This window comes from Quyinboa mangrovi, from assembly GCF_042219825.1.
Taxonomy (GTDB): Bacteria; Bacteroidota; Bacteroidia; order Bacteroidales; family UBA5342; genus JBHJHP01.
Window position 1 is genome coordinate 194739 of record NZ_JBHJHQ010000006.1, and the last position, 17797, is coordinate 212535.

A 17797-nucleotide genomic window follows, 5' to 3' on the forward strand; every position below is an offset into this window, starting at 1 on the left:
CTTTAGCTGTTATTTTTTATAACTTTATCTAACCTATTATTAATTTATTTGAACCATGAAAAAGATTTTATTTGCCATTTGTTTTTTAGGATTAGTTCGTTCATCCGTATATCCACAGGATTATGATAGAATTATATATGTTTGGGATACAATTACATTTGAAAAGCCTTATGAATATTTGGAAGTTGATACATCATCGCAAAATATCTGGCAAATAGGCCAACCTCTGAAATCTATCTTTGAAAGTGCTTATAGTGGGAAAAATGTAATTGTAACTGATACAGTAAAATCTTATCCGGCAAATAACTACTCTTATTTTGACATAAAAATTGGAAGGTTTAATTATCCTGACTACTATCCATATGATATATTTATTGAATTCAAACAAAAATATGATACAGATACCTTAAAAGATGGGGGGTATATAACAATATCTTATGACAATGGTAAAAGCTGGTTAAATGTTTTTAAGGATACTTCATATTTTTTTAATGAAACACCAAGGAGTCTTTATAATGGATATTATGAGTATATGACAACTAAATTAACAAATGAAGAGATTGGATTCAGTGGAAATTCTCAGAGTTGGCAAAACATAATTTTAGCATGGTATGTACTTCCATCTGGATTAAAAACTATGAAGTTCGATGCAATGGATACATTAATCATTCGCTTTAATTTTATCAGTGATAGCGTGGATACTGGCAAAGAAGGATGGATGATTGATGATATTAAGTTGTATTCCGTGGATTTAGGTAATAATATTGAGTATAATGATCTGAAAGAAATAATAACAATCTATCCCAATCCATCTTCTGGCATTCTGAATATTCGTCTGAAGTCTGTATACAAAAAGATACAGGTTGATGTTTATGACCTGACAGGGAAAATGATATCGACCGAAATCTTTAAGGATAAAAATGAAATGGCGCTTTCCGTCAATAACTTGTCCCCGGGGGCTTATGTGATAAAGGTTAAACCTGATAATGAACCGGCCGTATTAAAATACTTTGTGGTGCAATAATTGAACATGATTATGTTATTCAATTTGTTGTTTTAGTTATATTTGAGTGTTTATCAATATGATTCACTTTATATAACAATTTGTAACTATGAGAAGCTCATTTCTTTTTGTTTTTTTTCTCGCGTATTCTTTTTTTGCAATAAATGCACAGTCAGTACCTGTTTTGAGTGATGCAAAAGATTTTAACAATAAAACGATAAAAATATCAGACGATGTAAGCCTTATTCAAATATCTGATGATGCTTATATTCATGTTTCTTTTACTAATGTCGAGGGGTATGGCAGGGTAGGTGCCAATGGATTAGTACTAACAGATAAGAGCAAAGCCTTTTTGTTTGATTCTCCCTGGAACAATGCACAAACAGAAATTCTGCTGAATTACCTGAAAGATTCTCTGCATTTAAAAGTAGTTGGTTTTGTTCCTAATCACTGGCATGAAGACTGTATGGGTGGATTAACCTTTATTCAGGATCAGCACATCCTGTCGTATGCCAATGAACAAACCAGGGAGATTTGCCATAAAGAAGGGCTTCCTGTTCCGTTGTTTGGATTCAGAGATTCTTTGGTATTAGCGTTCGGTAGCAAAACAATAAAATGTTTTTACCTTGGTGCTGCTCATTCACTGGATAACATTGTGGTCTGGATTCCTTCGGAACAAATTTTATTCCCCGGATGTATCGTTAAAAGTCTAAATTCCCGAAACCTTGGAAATACAGCAGATGGTGACCTGAAAGCATATCCTGAAACGATCAGAAAACTTCAGAAGCAGTTTGCCGAGGCAAAGATTGTTATTCCCGGACATGGACAATATGGTGGAATGGAATTGATTGAACATACCCTGGAATTGGCTGTGCAATAATAAAAGGCAAATTGATGATTTTTTATTCTGAAGAGCAGTATAACGAAAAACTGAAAAAAGAAGTTGATCAGCTTCTTGGAGAGCCTGTCACGATACGCGAACAAATAATGTTTGGTGCTGTGGGTAGTTCCGTATATCGTTTGAAAAGGGCAAAAATTAATGACAAAATATCCGATTCAACGGATTTAAATATTCGGTGTAATTTTCAAAAATTCAAAAAAGGATTTTTGCTGAGAATGAACCATAATATGAATTTGTCTTATATTGCAATTAGTTATAGTTCAATTGATAAGATAGAGCTGTTAAGAGCAAAAAAGGATGGCGAACCAGATATCGTAGAATTTACTATGTTGAAACAGATATTCACATTTTTAACTTATCCCAGGTATTTCTGGATTCCAATGTTGAGAAAAAATCCAGGACCACTTGTATTAAGGATATTTTCTGGACAGGACATATTAGAATTGGATACTAACCGATTAAACTACAGACCGGAAAAGAAGTACTTCAGAAGTATTAAAAAACTAAAAGGAGAATAATAATCAGCACTTTTTAGGTGTTTTTTATTCTTCTATTTTTGCAATTATTCCACAAGAACAGCGGATTATTTATTATTATGGAACTCCATCACACAACATTTTATATTTCCAATAAAGATAATAAGGAGCAGTTGATAGATAACCTGTTTAACGGGATTATCATAAAGTCTCTTTCAGAATTAAAAGGCGAACTTTTCTCTGATCTTACACTGAAAAAAATAATTGCTGAGGAAATCAGACACGAACATTTTGAGATTATTCAAAGTCCGAAGAACAGTTTTCAGAAATACTCGGAAGGTGAAAAGAAGAAATTATTGTTGCAGTGGATTATCGATCATGAGCCTGATTACATCATTGTAGATAATATTTTCGATCATCTGGATGTAGCTTCACAGGAAAGCATTGCAAAAAGGCTTATTGAGTTAAGCCAAACAGTTTTAGTTATTCAGATCGCGAACCGGAAGGATGATATTTTGTCTTTTATTGATAAAATATATGTTGATACTGATGGAACTTTTACAGAATACGACAGATCTGTTATTAATAATCCAGACAGTACCACGTATTTTGTAAACGCTGTTCCACAACCAATCCAAACTTATTCGGATTACGATAATCCCTTGATAGAATTTAAGAACGTAAATGTGTCATACGACGGACGCCCAATTGTTAATGACATTAACTGGCGTATTAACCAGGGTGATTTCTGGCAACTAAAAGGTCCTAATGGTTCAGGCAAAAGTACGTTATTGTCGTTGATTAATGGCCACAATTCCAAAGCATACGGACAGGATATTACCCTGTTTGGTGTAAAAAAGGGGAGTGGTGAAAGCATTTGGGATATTCGTAAAAAAATAGGGTACTTTTCGTCGGATATGGCGCAACAGTTTTCCCGTACAGATTCCGTTGAGCAAATGGTAATTTCTGGCTTTCTGGATTCCATTGGATTATATGTCAAGCCAACAGATATTCAACGGGAAAGAGCTCAGGAATGGGTGAGCCTGCTAAGAATGGGGCATCTGAAAAAGACGTATTTTCAGAAACTTTCATTTGGTCAGCAGCGTTTAGTTTTACTGGCCAGAGCCATGGTTAAACATCCACCTTTACTTATTCTGGATGAACCGACCGTTGGACTGGATGATGAAAACGTTATGTTATTTAATCAACTGATTAATAAAATTGCAGAAGAGACAACTACAACCATCTTGTTTGTATCACACCGCAAAGAAGTAGGACTGGTGCCAAAACAGATTTATGAGTTGATAGCATCGGAAATTGGCTCAGCAGGTAGGATCGTTTAGAGGTTTTATAAATTATCATTGTTTATTTAAAGGTTTAAGGAGATCGGAATAAAAAACTATATTTGTACGTTGATTTGTGTCCATTTAATTTATTTTCTTTTTAAGTCAGACTACTTAACTTGAAGATGACTGATATAAGTAACCTGTGCATTGAAATTAACACCTGGGAATCAATGTTGGAATCAAACAATGAAAAGAATGTTGAAATATTACCTGTTTAATTCAAAAGATACAAAAGTTTCCATCATTTGGTTTTAAAATAGGAATTATATATGAAAACTTACATTCCGTGTAATCCAACAGAAGAAAACGATATGCTGAAAAAATACTTTTTGTATGGATTTTTGTCATTAATGCTTTATGGTGTAAAATCTAAAGTGAGTAGAAAACATTATCTCTCGATGCTTCTTTTATTGCTGGTTTCAATAAATATGCATAGTCAGTTAAAAGGGTATTATATGATTGATTCAACCTCGTTTAGTGGTATTAAACTCCTGGATAAAGGTAATAAAAATTTTAGCTATTGTTATGTTGAACAAAATGGGGATGAAATAAAATTTTCTCCTGAGGAAATAAATGAGTATGGATTCTATGACGGTAATAGCTTCAAATCACAAGAAATTAATATTAATGGCTTTAAACAAAAAGTTTTCATTGAATGTCTTACCAAGGGGAGAATTAATTTGTATAAATATAATTTTAATGGATTTAAAAGATATTTTATTGAAAAAGACAGTACATTATTTGTAGAGTTGAACAACATTAAAGATTCTGAATACTATTTTAAAAATCAAATACTTAAAAGTACACATGATTTCCCTGCATTGAAGCAAGAGATTAATTTTGTTACATATTCGGATAATTCGTTAAAAGCATTTATCAGGAAGTATAATAATCTTGATCAGACACCTCTTCCTCATTTAAAATGGGGTTTGAATTTTGGAATAGAGAACACCATTTTGAAATCAACATCGGAGGCTGAAAATATTAAATCATTTAAATACGATTATAATTCAACGCTAAGCGTTGGTTTATTTCTTGATAAACCAATATTATATAGCAATTTTTCAATTCATCCTGAATTAAACTTGTCAAAGCAGGGATTCACTTATAGTTCAATTGTAAATGGAACAGAGTATAGTATTTTAATCAATATCGAAAGATTAAAATTACCAGTATTAATACGTTATACTTTACCGGTAAAAAAACTCAGACCTTATTTGAATGCAGGTCCTTCGATATCATATAGTTATACCAATCAAAACTTAAGTTTTGAGATTAATAATCATGACAATATATATAACATAAGAAAAGACGTAGATCATACCTTTATTGATCGGTATCAGTTTGGTTATTCATTAGGATTTGGCTTTGAAAGCATATTTAAGTATCGTCGATCTGTTTGTTTTGAATTTCGATTAAGTCATCTATATGGAGTTTCTGATACTAATATTTATAATATATTAGAAAACAAATTTGTCCTAAGTTATAGCTTTAAATGATGAAAAAAATACAATTATTGTTTTTGATTTTGAGCCTTTGTTTTGTTACAGGATGTCAGAAAGATGTTGAGTTAGAAAAAAAGGATTATCCATTTGTATATATTTCTTGCGTTGAATCTCAGGAAGGCGAAAGTCTTACCATAAAAGCTAAAGTGCTTTTTGATGACCATGAGACAATTATTGATCATGGTTTTATTATAGAGGACAGGGCTTTGAACTCAAGTTTTCAACAGAAAATAGAGGAGAATTATGGTGAAATGCAAAAAGGAAATAATGAATTCAGCATTACTTTCACAGATGGTCTGCATTATCATATGTATTATTCAGTTGTTGCATTTACTCAAACAGCCAGTGTAACTGTTTATAGCCCGGTCGAACTTATTCAAAGTTCTGTTCATTACTATAATAAAGACTAGAATATTAACTTGGATTAATCATTTACAATTTAACGACACAAACTTGAAGTTCTATTCATTAGATCAACAAAATATTGTTACAATTGGAAAACGAACTCTCTGTAAATATCCCAGAATTTTCCGTTGTGCTTTAAGAGAAATATGCTTTCAATGTTGAATTCAGCATTAAATGTTCGTTTTTCATATTCCGGCCAGGCTTTATAAAACTCTTTGGCGTCCAGATCACGTGTTGCAAGCGTCATATGAGGCGTGACGTTTTGAGTGACTTCTTTTTGGTCAAAGCTAAGTTTTGTAATCAGTTGCTTTTTAAGTCCTGCATGAAGGTGCTGTAGAGGGGAAGGATTTTCCACATCAATATAGATTACCCGCGGTTTAAAGCATCCCAAATTCTTAAGATGCAGTTTGAATGAAGACTGTTTTGTTGCAAAATTTTTCAAAACTTCTTCCAGTTCATGTTCAAATTCTTCATTTCGTTTAAATGGCATTTGCAATGTAATATGAGCCGGAGATTTTAAGGCATGTTTCGCATTAAACCGTTGCTGAATCTCCCGTTTCATATTTTTTACTTTTTCCATAAGAATCTCATCCGGTATGACCGCAATAAAATAAAGGTTCATCAGAATTGTTTTGAGATGTTATATTCAATTTTTTTTATGTTAAAACGGGCATAACTGAAATCTCCTTCTTCCAGGTTCCACGATACCTCGCATGACATCGGTATCAACATACCATTCACTTTCTGATAGTCTTTGTAAATCCCTGTCCAGTTATTTAAGGTATCATCTTTGAACCGTTTTGCCTGAAGCTTGGTGATTTCTCCCTTGCTATTAATATGAAGCCTGGCATCAACATCTATACCTTCAGAGGAGAGTGTAATTTTACATTCGGAGTCATTTATTTTTTCCCAAGAAAGGTTTTTAGAGGGAAGCAAAGCTGTTGGATACCACGGAGCCTCTGCAAGCCAGCGCAGTAGTTCACCCTGATTTATTTTCTCATCCTTCTTATTAATGATCCTTATGGCTTGAAAAAGACGAATTTGAAGATTTCCCTGCTTATTAATAAAAAGGTCGGTGGCACTCATTAAAGGAACCTTTCCCCGCCAGACAAAGCCAGGTGGTTCAACGGTAAAGTATTCTTCGCCTTTTATTTTTGACCATTTCTGGTTAGGGTTGACCCTGAATTCACCATCATGAATTAACCGGGCGGAGCTGAGGTAGTTTTGGTTTTCAACAAGTACATGTCTGAAATATCGCTGAGCCGGTGCTGGTAAACTATCAAAAAGTTTCGGGTCAATATACGTGTCATGAATAGCCTCTGAGTATGTATAAAGCTGCCTGATATGCCTGCTGAAAGAAGAAAATGGATTAGAAAACATAAATCTGTTTTTAGCACTTCTAAAGGTAATATTTACAGAGGTGCATTCAAAATCTAAAAAAAATTAAAAACTACACTCACATTTATGGAAATTCTATCTTTATGCATCTTATTTATAAACTTAAAATTTTTAAAACATGAAAAAACTCGTATTCTTATTCCTCCTGTGCTCTGGTTTTGTACTTAGGGCTCAAAACGGAGAAAAAAACTTTATCGATCAAAATTATATCGAAGTTACGGGCAAAGCTGAACTGGAAGTCATTCCGGACGAAATCTATCTTAAAATACTTATTAACGAGGCAGATACAAAAAGCAAGGTAGCACTTGAAGAGAAGGAACAGAAAATGTACGATGCACTTAAAAAGATAGGAGTGAATGTGGATAAGGATCTGGCCGTAAAGGATTTTGCCAGTAATTTTAATGATCATTGGCTGAAAAAAGATGAGATAAAATCCAGCAAGGAATATCAACTGATTGTGCATGATACCAAAACCCTTAGCCTGGTATTTATTGAACTGGAAAAAATGGATATTTCCAATATTACCATCGATCATGTGGATCATTCGCAAAAAGCAGAATTCCAGAAGCAGGTTAAGATCAATGCCATTAAAGCAGCCCGTGAAAAAGCCGATTATCTGGCAGAGGCTATCAAACAGGATGCCGGCAAAGCCTTGTTTATTCAGGAACAGAATTTTACTTATTACAGACCGAATACATTGAATAGTAACATAATGATCCGTGGTGTTTCAAGTGTAAAAAAGGAAGCCCTTCCTGAAATAGAATTTGAAAAGATAAAATTTGAAAGTACGATGCTGGTTCGGTTTGAGTTGAGAAATTCAAAATAACGTATTATTTTCCTTAATAAAAGTTAAAGATCGAACTGACAATTTGTAAACAAAAAGGCGCGGCGCGTGTTTCTTTACTGTATTACAAACGTGGAGAAGCTAACATCACATATTATTTCCGGATCTAAAAGCTTTACCGAAAACACAAAGGCTTTTGAAGTGCTCATGGAGGAGTACAGGACCCGATTAGGAGCTGTACTGCAACGCGATAGCGAAAAACCTGTTATCAGGCACAGAGAACGCGGTAAACTCACAGCACGAGAACGCATAGATCATTTGATTGATCCGCATACCTCTTTTCTTGAGTTTTCAGCATTGGCTGCAAACGGGCAGTACGACGATGGTTTTCCGTCAGCAGGTATCATTACAGGTATTGGTTTGATACGGGATATCGAAACCGTTATTATTGCTAACGATGCAACGGTAAAGGGTGGAACCTATGTAAAAGAGACCATCAAAAAACATATCCGGGCACTGGAAATCGCATTGGCAAATAATTTGCCCGCGGTTTTTCTTGTAGATTCCGGTGGTGTATTTTTGCCGGAACAAATTAATGTTTTTCCTGACCGTGATCATTTCGGACGCATTTTTTATCTGCAGTCGCAACTTTCGTCGAAGCAAATTCCACAGGTGGCCATAGTAATGGGATCGTGTACTGCTGGCGGAGCATATATTCCGGCAATGAGTGATGAATCCATTATTGTGCGGAACCAGGGAACGATTTTTCTCGGAGGTCCTCCTTTGGTAAAAGCGGCTACTGGCGAAGATGTTTCTGCAGAAGATTTGGGTGGAGGCCATGTACATACGTCCGTTTCCGGGGTGGCAGATCACCTGGCAGAAGATGATCTGGATGCGCTGCGTATCTGCAGGGATATCTTTTCAACATTAACTCCTCCAAAGAAACATCAGGTACGTATGGCAGAAGACGTTTCACCTGCGTATGATCCCTATGAACTTTATGGAATTGTACCAGCCCGCCAGACGAAGCAAATGGAGATGTATGAGGTGATTGCCCGTGTAGTGGATGGGAGTAAGTTTCAGGAATTTAAGGCTAATTACGGTAAAACATTAATAACCGGGTTTGCCAGTATTCACGGATATACGGTAGGTATAGTAGCCAATAATGGCATACTTTTTCCGGAGTCTGCATTAAAAGGAACCCACTTTATTGAATTGTGTAATTACCGTAAAATTCCTTTGGTGTTCTTCCAGAATATAACCGGGTTCATGATCGGAAAGGATTATGAACATAAAGGGATTGCTAAGGAAGGTGCAAAAATGGTTCATGCAGTGGCAACCAGTAATGTGCCTAAGATAACGGTTATTGTTGGTGGTTCGTATGGAGCCGGAAATTATGCCATGGCTGGCAGGGCATACGATCCTGATTTTCTGTTTATGTGGCCTAATGCGCGTATTGCGGTAATGGGCGGAACACAGGCCGCAAATGTATTAAGCACGGTTAAAGTGCAGCAAATGCAGGCATCAGGAAAACCGGTGGACATAGAAGAACTGGATAAGTTTAAAAAAGAGATAACGGACCGTTATGATCTGGAAAGTTCAGCTTATTTCAGTACATCACGGCTGTGGGACGATGGAATCATCGATCCTGCCGATACAAGAGATGTACTTGGTATGGCCATTTCTGCTGTGCTTTGTAAGAAGGTGAAGGATCCGCAGCCCGGAGTATTCCGGTTTTAACAGGCTGTTTGTTGAATGAGAAATTAAGGATGAAACATTTCTCATGCTGTCTTTTTAGGTGGAAGTTGATAAAATTTCGTATAAAATAATGAATTATCAAACGATAGAAGTTGAGGAAATTCTGGGAAGTCAGGTGGCGCATATCCGGCTGAACCGGACTGATGTACACAATGCTATGAATCTACAAATGATTACCGAATTATTGGAATGCTTCGCTGAGATTGAAACAAATGAAAGATTCAGAGGAGTAATTCTTTCCGGTAATGGTGGTTCATTTTGTGCCGGTGCTGATATTAACTGGATGAAAGAATCCGGGCAACAGGACTATGAAACAAGTCTGGCGGACAGTCATCAGTTGGCTGATTTATTTAAAACGATCTATCGTTTTCGGATCCCGGTTATAGCCGTGGTTCATAACAATGTATATGGCGGAGGTTTGGGATTAATGGCGGCCTGTGATGTGGTATATGCTGAAATGGACAGTCAGTTCAGGTTTTCTGAGGTGCGACTTGGGATCACTCCGGCAACTATTATGCCTTATATTCTTAAAAAAATTCCGGTATCAGTTGCCAAATCAAAGGTTTACACGGCAGAGCGGTTCAATGCTTTTGAAGCTTTACGAATTGGTATTGTGGATGAAGTAAAAAAAAAGGGTGAAGGAATTGAAGCCGCTACAGTTTTTATGAGCGAAGTTGTTAAAGGCTCTCCCGTTGGTGTGAATATGTCCAAGGAACTTATCAACGATTTATCGGATGGCGTTTTGGACGATGCCATGATTAACAAAACCTGTGAAATCCTGGTTTCTGCAAAGCAGACAGAAGATGCGTATGAAGGAATGAAAGCATTTTTCGAAAAGCGAACTCCAAACTGGAAGGGGCGCTGAGGTACTAAAACAAGAGCAGATGAAAACGTTTAACAGGATTTTAGTTGCAAACAGGGGCGAAATTGTAGCGCGCATCATGAAGACTGCACACCAGATGGGTACGGAGGTTGTGGTGTTATATACCGACGATGATACCGGACATATTTACCTGAAGGAAGCTGATGTGGCTGTACTCCTGGATGGAAAATCTTTATCAGAAACTTTTTTGAACAAAGAGCGCATTATTGATATTGCTCTGGCCAATGGTGTGGATGCCATTCATCCTGGTTACGGATTTCTGTCTGAAAATGCAGAATTTGCTCAAATGTGTAAGGCTGTCGGGATAACCTGGATTGGACCATCACCAAATGTTATCAGGTTAATGGGGTACAAAAAAAGTGCGCGGGAATTTGCTGAAAAGTTGGGCATTCCTGTTTTGCATGCCAGATATGGTTCAGCTGATGAGCTCGTTAAATATAAGGATGTACTACAATATCCGGTAATGATCAAAGCCCAGGCTGGTGGGGGTGGAAAGGGAATGCGTGTTGTCAGATCTTCCGATAATTTTGAAGATGCTTTGCATATCACAGGAAAAGAGGCCGGAATGTTCTTTGGCGATGAGTCACTCTATGTGGAAGAATTTATTGAAGATGCACGGCATATAGAAGTGCAGGTTTTTGGAGATAATTTCGGAAATGTGATCCATATGCATGAAAGGGAATGTACGGTTCAACGGCGGCATCAAAAAATTATTGAAGAAGCACCGGCTTTCGGAATCAGCGATGCACTGAGGAAAAGTTTGCATCAAAATGCAGTAAAACTGGCTAAAGCAGCGAAATATAGAAATGCCGGAACAGTTGAGTTCATTGTAGACCGGCAGGAGAATTTTTACTTTTTGGAAATGAATACACGAATTCAGGTTGAACATCCCGTCACTGAATTTGTTACTAATGTTGATGTTGTTAGAGAACAACTGTTAATTGCTGCGGGTAATGAGTTTGCGTTCACACAGGACGAAATCATATGTAGAGGGCATGCTTTGGAATGCCGGTTGTATGCTGAAGATCCTGAAAAAGGCTTTATGCCTCAAAATGGAACGCTTACTCTCAATGCAGCTCCCGAATTGAAATCCGTAAGGGTCGATGGCTCCTTTGAAAGAACGGCAGTTATGTCATCCGCGTATGATCCCCTGATTGCAAAGGTGATTACAGGTGGACAAAGTCGGTTGGAAGCCATGAGGAATATGATTGGAGCCCTTGAGGATTATAAAATTCAAGGTGTGAAAACCAATAAAGGTTTTCTCACCAATCTTTTAAAATCTCCTGTTTTAATCCAAAATAATATACATACTCAATATTGTGATCTGTTTACGGACAGACATATTGATATGCCTATGAAACCAGATGAAAGGTTTGGTGTATCATGGTTTTTTCTGAATGCAGGGATACAGGCCGGGAATGGATCTGTTTGGTCAAAACTGGGTAACTGGCGCCACCAACAGAAAAATAATATTACTGTAGGCGATCATCTGTATGCTGTTTCCGGCTATAAGGCCAACGAAAAAGAATGGCAGATTACAGTGAATGATAAAATTTATCAATGCAGTTTGGTAAAATTAAACGGTTACGAGTTGCATTTTATTTTCAATAATGAGCCGGTAAAAGTTATCTGGTCAAAAAAAACGGAACGGTCATATTTTATTGAAATTGATCATGCCGTATTTTTGGTTCAGCCTCACATAGTAAGGAGAGAATTATCACCTGCCAACGAACAGATCAAGGCCAGAAATGTGTTGTCACCATTGCCCGGAAGAGTGATGAGGGTGTATGTAACGCCCGGTGAAAAGGTGGTGAAGGGTAAAGCCATGTTGGTGATAGAATCTATGAAAATAGAGAACCGTATTGTAGCTGATCACGATTCAGTCGTAAAAAGTGTGCTGGTAAGTGAAGGGCAACAATTGAACGGAAATGATCTGGTTATTGAGCTGGAATAAAAAATCCCCTGCCAAACAGGCAGAGGATTAAAATCAAAGTATATTGAGAATGACTATTTTTCACGGGCATCGTAATCGTATACCTGGCTTTCGAGTGCTAAGAATACGCCTGATTTACCAGCTCCGGCAGCTCCCGATACCATGCTTTTAAGAAAAGCCTTTCCGCTTTTTCCTTCTCCGCTTTCTTTGGCAGCATTCAAATCCATATTATCCGGTATATTAAAGAAAATAACCAGTGTTGGTTCTCCGTTTAAAACTTCAGATATTTTTGTTGAATTGCCATCAATATCGCTAAGATTAAATTCAGGGAATGAATAGCCGACCATAAAATCTGATTTTTTCAGTTTCATTTCCTTTTTTTCGGCTTTACCGGTTTTCCCTTTTTTTACGCAGTCCTTGATATGATCAGCTAAAGGTTTTTTATCTGTACAAAGTCTTGACGCAATATCTCCCTGTTTGTCTACATCATAGCCTTGTGCCACACATAGTCCGTTTTTGTCAAACAGCATAAATGCCTCATCGATGTTTTTATCATTCCAAATATTTTTAAGGAACTCCGGTTGTCCATCATAGGTAAACTTAACAGCTCCGGAAAGGCTGGCGGCTGCATTTTGTGTTTCTGTAGCATTCTTTACCGGCGTTAATTCCGGCGTGTAATAAATTTTCAGGTGAGGATACTGTGCCTCGTTAAATGTTGGATTTTTTGCTCCGATACCAATCAGGACTACCCGGGGAGGCATCTTTGAAAGTTTCTGAGCATTTACACTCAATACCAAACTTAATGCAATAACACAAATAGAAAAAAACTTTGTCATAGTGGTTAAATTTTAATTATAAATAATACTTAATTGCAAGTAGTTCGAAAAATAACCATAAATGTTAAAAAATGAAAATTTTTTCCATACTAATAGCTTATATGTGCTGTATAATATTTTTTGTGCGTAGGTTATTTAAGTATTTCTTCTGTGTAAAATAATCCTAAATCATACCGGGTTTTTTGTTTTCTTTCAGCAACTGAAGCGAGGTCTTAATTCGTTTATTTCGGGTGGCATCGGTTTTAGCGGCGGTGATCCAAAGGATATACTGGCGTTTATAGCTGTCTGCCAGGTTAGTGAAATTTGTCCATGCCGGTTCGTGTTGCTTGAAAATGGTTTTGATATGATCCGGAATATCCGGTACCTTCTTTTCCATTTCACTGACTGTGACCTTATTCCAGTCAGGTTGGCCTGTTGCTGGATCAATTGGCAGTGTTTTTAACCCTGATGCTTCAACCATACCTGTGTTAAGCATTTTTTCAACACGTTTTATATTTGTAGGCGACCACCTGGAACGAAGATTTCTGGGCGTAAATTTCCGTGTATATATGTCATCATTAACCCGCCTCACAAGGCTGTCAATCCAACCAAAACAGAGGGATTCTTCCACAGCATCATTATATTCGATGTTAGATTTGCCGGTATGTTTCTTATAAAAAACCATTCTGAATCTCTTGCATTTGTCGTGGTTAACCAACAACCAGTCCCTGTAGTCCTTTCTTGTTTTAAACCAAAGGAAAATATCGCCTTCAATTTTTGATTCCGGTACAAAATGTATTTCATTCAGCGTCCTTATAATGTGTTGTCTTAGCTCTGATTCAGTTTCTGAAATTTTTTCGGTATTCAGTTGAAGCTTAGGAAATGTCGATTCAAATTCTTTTAATTCATTCTTAAAAACGACAATATCATGCCAGCGTCCAATAATTCTCCCGAGCGCATTTACGGTTTCCATATTAATACCGGGAACAAAAACATAACTGTTGCTCAACCAGGTAAGGGCAAAGTCGATATCTTTCAGGTAGCGTCGGATTTTATGAAGCGGGATTGTTGCATCAGGTTTCTCTGTCAGCATTTTAATCTGATCCGATCTTTCATTTAAGCTCTTTAAAATAATTTGAGTAAGTGTAGTAAAATCAGTACTGTTAATGAATAGGCTTATGCTTCGGCAACATTTCTTCAGATCCGTTTCATTAAGGTTGTCAATTTGTGGTTTCAACTCCTTTTCTGCCTCAAAAACTTTCTGCTGTAAAAAGTTATTGAGTTCTGTGATATCGGTAAGGTTAAATTTTTTAGTTAGTTTGAGATTAACCTTTTGCTCCCGAAGGGAACCTGCTGTTTTGAAAGGGGGAATAAGCTGATCGTATATGGCCTGTTTATCAATTTGAACAGAGTTTTCGCTCTCCAGTATCTTCAGGATGGATTTTATGGACTTTATGGAAAGACGCAGTTTATGTATGTTTTTATTGCTTTGTTTTTCTTTTGTCAATTCAGAATTTCTGGATAAGAGAACTGTCTGATCATGAAAAAACAAAGCCAGAGAATTTAATGCCATTATAATCCGGTTATGTAATACCGGTTAAATTTACTGGTTTTATTTCTGGAAATCAATAATTTGAAATGAATTCACAGGATTCTGGAAATTCAAAGTTTAACCATTTGGTTAATTTTTAACATTATTTATTTGGTCCGTAAAAAAAATGCATTTTATATTTGCCATATGGTTTAACCAAATAGTTAAATTAAATGGTTAAAAAAGATCAAAATACTGAAAAAAAGATTCTTGATGCTGCTAAAAATGTTTTTGAAAGCAAGGGTATGTATGGGGCCCGGATGCAGGAGATAGCAGATGAAGCAGGAATTAATAAAGCCCTTTTACACTATTATTTCAGGTCGAAAGAGAAATTGTTTGAAGCCGTTTTTGAGGATGCGTTTACAAATTTCTTTCCAAATCTGGTGGAGATTTTTAATACGGATAAAGACATCAGGGAAAAGTTGGAAATGATTATTGATCATTATTTTAATATGATATCAAAAAATCCTTTTCTGCCTATTTTTCTGATTACTGAAGTCAACCGTGAACCTGAATGTATGAAAAGCAGGTTGCAGAAAATGGGACTTGATATTGAAAAGCTGCTTAAAATTCTTAATGCACTGAGAGATGAAAATATTCTTCCGGATATTGACCCGCGGCAAATAATAGTAAACCTTATTTCGCTTACAATTTTTCCTTACCTGGCAAGGCCTCTTTTAAAACCACTATTATTTGAAAACAATGCGGAAGAAATGAACACCTTTCTGCTTGCGCGAAAAAAAATGATATTACAAATGTTATTAAACCAATAGTCATGTTATTAAAAAGGATTTTTCTGATCTTTTTATTCGTGCCTGCGGCATTACTGGGTCAGCAGGTAACACTGCAGCAATGTTACAGTGACGGGTATTATCATCATCCGTCATATGATAACATGCGTTTGCTGCTTAAAATAGGAGAGTTGGAAAACGAGAACAGTGGGGTATCCAATCTGCCTCAGGCCACTCTGAAAGCCAACGCATCCTGGCAAAGTGATGTTACAAGTGTCAATCTTCAGATTCCGGGTGTAACAATTCCCAAATTGGCTCAGGACTGGTATAAACTTTATATCGATGTGACCCAAACCATCTATGATGGCGGTCTGGCTAAAAGTAAGAAAGCTGTCGCCGATGCGAAGACTGAAGCAGATGTGCAGCAGCAGGAGGTTAATCTGTACGCAGTAAAGGGAAATGTAAACCTTGCTTATTTTTCAGCGTTGAACCTTCAAAACCAGATCAAGATACTGAACCTTAAAAAACAGGTGTTGCAGGATCAGAGTAAGGTGGTTGAATCTGCTGTTAAAAACGGTGCAGTAAACAGCAATGAACAGAATAACCTGAAAGCCGAAATGGTTTTGCTGAATCAGCAGATTATTGAACTGGAAAGTCTGCATAAAGCGTCACTGGATAATCTGTCGTTGATAACGGGAAAGACATTCAATGACAAAACAGAATTGGTTTTACCGGCTAATCCGGTGGCTGACAGCACATCAATTCCGGTGAACCGTCCGGAGCTTGACTTAATAGAGGCGCAGAAGGAACAACTGGATAATCAGAGTGATCTGCTTCAAAATACCCGCAAACCAAGAATATACGGATACGGACAGGCCGGTTACGGTCGTCCGGGGCTGAATATGTTCAATGATAATTTTGCCGACTGGTACATTGTAGGTGTCGGATTGCAGTGGAAAATATATGACTGGAAAGAAACCAGTCGCAAAAAGGAGCAGATTGAACTGCAAAAAGAAATTGCAGATAATCAGAAGGAAAGTTTCCTGTATCAGCTGGATTTGCTGACCCGTTCTAAATGGAATGAAATTGAAAAGCTGAACCGGATCATTGCTACAGATGAAGAACTTGTAACACTTAGAAAAGATGTGGCTGATAATTCGGCATCACAACTAAAAAACGGTGTAATTAAGTCAGCAGATTATATCCGCGACCTGAACAATTATTTTGTAGCGCAACTAACCAATGAAAATCATCAGGTTGCACTACTAAAGGCCAAGTATGAGTACATAACATTAACCGGAACTGAAAAAGATAATAATAAATAGTGATGAAAAATAGAATACACAATTTGTTTATGCTGTCATGGATGATAGGATTATCCGTGATGCTGGCATCATGTAACGGGGATTCTGACAGAGCTGATGCTTACGGTAACTTTGAAGCAGTGGAGACCATTGTTTCTTCAAAAAGTACAGGTGAAATAATGGCCATGTATCACAACGAAGGAGAAACCGTAAAAGCCGGTGATCTCTTATTGCAGGTAGATACAACGGACCTTGTGCTTCAGATGAAACAACTTTTGGCCCAGAAAAATTCGGTATTGGCAAACCGTGCGCAGGTAAAAGCAAGCATGTCGGTTCTGGAAGAGAATATTTCGGGTGCTGAAACAGAAAAGAACAGGGTGGAGAATCTTTATAAGGATGGCGCTGCAACGCAGAAGCAGAAAGATGATGTGGAAAACAGGATAAACGTGTTGTACAGACAAAGAGGTGTATATAAGGCTAACCTGTTATCTATAGACGAACAGGCTATGGTGTTTGATGCACAAATGAAGGTGCTCGATAAAAAAATAAGCGATTGTACAGTTACTGCTCCTGTTGACGGAACCATACTGGAACGCTATGTGGAAAAAGGTGAACTGGCTGTGGCCGGTAAACCACTGTTTAAGCTTGCAGATATCTCTAACATTCACCTTCGTGTGTATGTTTCAGGTCAGCAGTTGGAAGCCGTAAAGCTGGGCAGAAAGGTTAATGTGAAGATTGATGCCATTGACGGTGCAATGAAAAATTATGAGGGTACAGTCATCTGGGTTTCTTCGGAAGCGGAATTCACCCCAAAAGTTGTTCAGACTAAAAAAGAAAGGGTTAAACAGGTATATGCTACAAAAGTGCGGGTCAAAAATGATGGCTCCATAAAAATAGGAATGCCCGGAGAAATGTACTTTCAATGAACAGTTAACAATGAATAATGAAAAATTATTCACTGTTC

The 17797-nt window shown here is 37.0% G+C and carries 17 protein-coding genes; 13 read left to right on the forward strand and 4 right to left on the reverse strand.

What is annotated here, in order from left to right; genetic code table 11:
* Window positions 1–55 precede the first annotated feature (55 nt).
* The 6 genes from ACE1ET_RS14065 to ACE1ET_RS14090 all read left to right on the forward strand — a co-directional run bounded on the left by ACE1ET_RS14065 (window position 56) and on the right by ACE1ET_RS14090 (window position 5641).
* A complete protein-coding gene (locus tag ACE1ET_RS14065) occupies window positions 56–1024 on the forward strand; it encodes a T9SS type A sorting domain-containing protein (protein WP_375729054.1) in 969 nt (322 codons plus the stop codon).
* Between the two features lie 88 nt (window positions 1025–1112).
* Window positions 1113–1883, forward strand: coding sequence for a subclass B1 metallo-beta-lactamase (gene bla / locus ACE1ET_RS14070; protein ID WP_375729055.1), 771 nt, complete (start codon window positions 1113–1115; stop codon window positions 1881–1883).
* A gap of 14 nt (window positions 1884–1897) precedes the next feature.
* On the forward strand, window positions 1898–2422 hold the full coding sequence (locus ACE1ET_RS14075) for a hypothetical protein (RefSeq protein WP_375729056.1): 525 nt from the start codon (window positions 1898–1900) through the stop codon (window positions 2420–2422).
* Window positions 2423–2499: 77 nt separating this feature from the next.
* A complete protein-coding gene (locus tag ACE1ET_RS14080) occupies window positions 2500–3723 on the forward strand; it encodes an ATP-binding cassette domain-containing protein (RefSeq protein ID WP_375729057.1) in 1224 nt (407 codons plus the stop codon).
* A 272-nt stretch (window positions 3724–3995) separates the two neighbouring features.
* Window positions 3996–5225: a porin family protein gene (locus ACE1ET_RS14085; protein WP_375729058.1), complete on the forward strand. Its 1230-nt coding sequence runs from the start codon at window positions 3996–3998 to the stop codon at window positions 5223–5225.
* Window positions 5222–5641 carry a hypothetical protein gene (locus ACE1ET_RS14090; RefSeq protein WP_375729059.1) on the forward strand — a complete coding sequence of 140 codons (420 nt, stop codon included), beginning with the start codon at window positions 5222–5224 and terminating at the stop codon, window positions 5639–5641. The genes ACE1ET_RS14085 and ACE1ET_RS14090 overlap by 4 nt, the downstream gene beginning before the upstream one ends.
* Before the next feature lie 77 nt (window positions 5642–5718).
* On the opposite strand, the gene ACE1ET_RS14095 is transcribed toward ACE1ET_RS14090, so the two are convergent.
* Together ACE1ET_RS14095 and ACE1ET_RS14100 are read right to left on the reverse strand one after the other, a co-directional pair.
* A complete protein-coding gene (locus tag ACE1ET_RS14095; RefSeq protein WP_375729060.1) occupies window positions 5719–6258 on the reverse strand; it encodes a 2'-5' RNA ligase family protein in 540 nt (179 codons plus the stop codon).
* On the reverse strand, window positions 6258–7016 hold the full coding sequence (locus tag ACE1ET_RS14100; protein WP_375729061.1) for a DUF6920 family protein: 759 nt from the start codon (window positions 7014–7016) through the stop codon (window positions 6258–6260). Before ACE1ET_RS14100 ends, ACE1ET_RS14095 begins: the two co-directional genes overlap by 1 nt.
* A 136-nt stretch (window positions 7017–7152) precedes the next feature.
* On the opposite strand from ACE1ET_RS14100, the gene ACE1ET_RS14105 reads away from it, so the two are divergent.
* The 4 genes from ACE1ET_RS14105 (at window position 7153) to ACE1ET_RS14120 (ending at window position 12413) form a co-directional block, all read left to right on the forward strand.
* On the forward strand, window positions 7153–7860 hold the full coding sequence (locus ACE1ET_RS14105; RefSeq protein WP_375729062.1) for an SIMPL domain-containing protein: 708 nt from the start codon (window positions 7153–7155) through the stop codon (window positions 7858–7860).
* A 90-nt stretch (window positions 7861–7950) separates the two neighbouring features.
* Window positions 7951–9558: a carboxyl transferase domain-containing protein gene (locus tag ACE1ET_RS14110; RefSeq protein ID WP_375729063.1), complete on the forward strand. Its 1608-nt coding sequence runs from the start codon at window positions 7951–7953 to the stop codon at window positions 9556–9558.
* 88 nt (window positions 9559–9646) lie between these two features.
* Window positions 9647–10441 carry an enoyl-CoA hydratase-related protein gene (locus ACE1ET_RS14115; protein WP_375729064.1) on the forward strand — a complete coding sequence of 265 codons (795 nt, stop codon included), beginning with the start codon at window positions 9647–9649 and terminating at the stop codon, window positions 10439–10441.
* A gap of 19 nt (window positions 10442–10460) precedes the next feature.
* A complete protein-coding gene (locus ACE1ET_RS14120) occupies window positions 10461–12413 on the forward strand; it encodes an acetyl/propionyl/methylcrotonyl-CoA carboxylase subunit alpha (protein ID WP_375729065.1) in 1953 nt (650 codons plus the stop codon).
* 53 nt (window positions 12414–12466) lie between these two features.
* Here the strand turns inward: ACE1ET_RS14120 and ACE1ET_RS14125 are convergent, their stop codons facing one another.
* Both ACE1ET_RS14125 and ACE1ET_RS14130 read right to left on the reverse strand, forming a co-directional pair.
* Window positions 12467–13228, reverse strand: a complete 762-nt coding sequence (locus tag ACE1ET_RS14125) for a hypothetical protein (protein ID WP_375729066.1) — start codon at window positions 13226–13228, stop codon at window positions 12467–12469.
* Between the two features lie 163 nt (window positions 13229–13391).
* Window positions 13392–14780 (reverse strand): YdeI/OmpD-associated family protein, encoded by a 1389-nt coding sequence (locus ACE1ET_RS14130; protein WP_375729067.1) that lies wholly within the window; start codon window positions 14778–14780, stop codon window positions 13392–13394.
* Window positions 14781–14971: 191 nt separating this feature from the next.
* Between ACE1ET_RS14130 and ACE1ET_RS14135 the strand changes: the two genes are divergently transcribed.
* Genes ACE1ET_RS14135 through ACE1ET_RS14145 form a run of 3 tightly spaced genes read left to right on the forward strand, consistent with a single transcriptional unit; the run spans window position 14972 to window position 17759 of the window.
* Window positions 14972–15571, forward strand: coding sequence for a TetR/AcrR family transcriptional regulator (locus tag ACE1ET_RS14135; protein ID WP_375729068.1), 600 nt, complete (start codon window positions 14972–14974; stop codon window positions 15569–15571).
* A 2-nt stretch (window positions 15572–15573) separates the two neighbouring features.
* The gene (locus ACE1ET_RS14140) at window positions 15574–16854 is read left to right on the forward strand and encodes a TolC family protein (RefSeq protein ID WP_375729069.1); all 1281 of its coding nucleotides are present in this window, start codon (window positions 15574–15576) and stop codon (window positions 16852–16854) included.
* Window positions 16855–16856: 2 nt separating this feature from the next.
* Window positions 16857–17759 carry an HlyD family secretion protein gene (locus tag ACE1ET_RS14145; protein ID WP_375729070.1) on the forward strand — a complete coding sequence of 301 codons (903 nt, stop codon included), beginning with the start codon at window positions 16857–16859 and terminating at the stop codon, window positions 17757–17759.
* Window positions 17760–17797: the final 38 nt, after the last annotated feature.

What these genes read in the sequence shown, in the direction of transcription:
- ACE1ET_RS14065 (WP_375729054.1), top strand. Translation starts at nt 56, where the DNA reads ATGAAAAAGATTTTATTTGCCATTTGTTTTTTAGGATTAGTTCGTTCA.
- bla (WP_375729055.1), top strand. Translation starts at nt 1,113, where the DNA reads ATGAGAAGCTCATTTCTTTTTGTTTTTTTTCTCGCGTATTCTTTTTTT.
- ACE1ET_RS14075 (WP_375729056.1), top strand. Translation starts at nt 1,898, where the DNA reads ATGATTTTTTATTCTGAAGAGCAGTATAACGAAAAACTGAAAAAAGAA.
- ACE1ET_RS14080 (WP_375729057.1), top strand. Translation starts at nt 2,500, where the DNA reads ATGGAACTCCATCACACAACATTTTATATTTCCAATAAAGATAATAAG.
- ACE1ET_RS14085 (WP_375729058.1), top strand. Translation starts at nt 3,996, where the DNA reads ATGAAAACTTACATTCCGTGTAATCCAACAGAAGAAAACGATATGCTG.
- ACE1ET_RS14090 (WP_375729059.1), top strand. Translation starts at nt 5,222, where the DNA reads ATGATGAAAAAAATACAATTATTGTTTTTGATTTTGAGCCTTTGTTTT.
- ACE1ET_RS14095 (WP_375729060.1), bottom strand. Translation starts at nt 6,258, where the DNA reads ATGAACCTTTATTTTATTGCGGTCATACCGGATGAGATTCTTATGGAA.
- ACE1ET_RS14100 (WP_375729061.1), bottom strand. Translation starts at nt 7,016, where the DNA reads ATGTTTTCTAATCCATTTTCTTCTTTCAGCAGGCATATCAGGCAGCTT.
- ACE1ET_RS14105 (WP_375729062.1), top strand. Translation starts at nt 7,153, where the DNA reads ATGAAAAAACTCGTATTCTTATTCCTCCTGTGCTCTGGTTTTGTACTT.
- ACE1ET_RS14115 (WP_375729064.1), top strand. Translation starts at nt 9,647, where the DNA reads ATGAATTATCAAACGATAGAAGTTGAGGAAATTCTGGGAAGTCAGGTG.
- ACE1ET_RS14120 (WP_375729065.1), top strand. Translation starts at nt 10,461, where the DNA reads ATGAAAACGTTTAACAGGATTTTAGTTGCAAACAGGGGCGAAATTGTA.
- ACE1ET_RS14125 (WP_375729066.1), bottom strand. Translation starts at nt 13,228, where the DNA reads ATGACAAAGTTTTTTTCTATTTGTGTTATTGCATTAAGTTTGGTATTG.
- ACE1ET_RS14130 (WP_375729067.1), bottom strand. Translation starts at nt 14,780, where the DNA reads ATGGCATTAAATTCTCTGGCTTTGTTTTTTCATGATCAGACAGTTCTC.
- ACE1ET_RS14135 (WP_375729068.1), top strand. Translation starts at nt 14,972, where the DNA reads ATGGTTAAAAAAGATCAAAATACTGAAAAAAAGATTCTTGATGCTGCT.
- ACE1ET_RS14140 (WP_375729069.1), top strand. Translation starts at nt 15,574, where the DNA reads ATGTTATTAAAAAGGATTTTTCTGATCTTTTTATTCGTGCCTGCGGCA.
- ACE1ET_RS14145 (WP_375729070.1), top strand. Translation starts at nt 16,857, where the DNA reads ATGAAAAATAGAATACACAATTTGTTTATGCTGTCATGGATGATAGGA.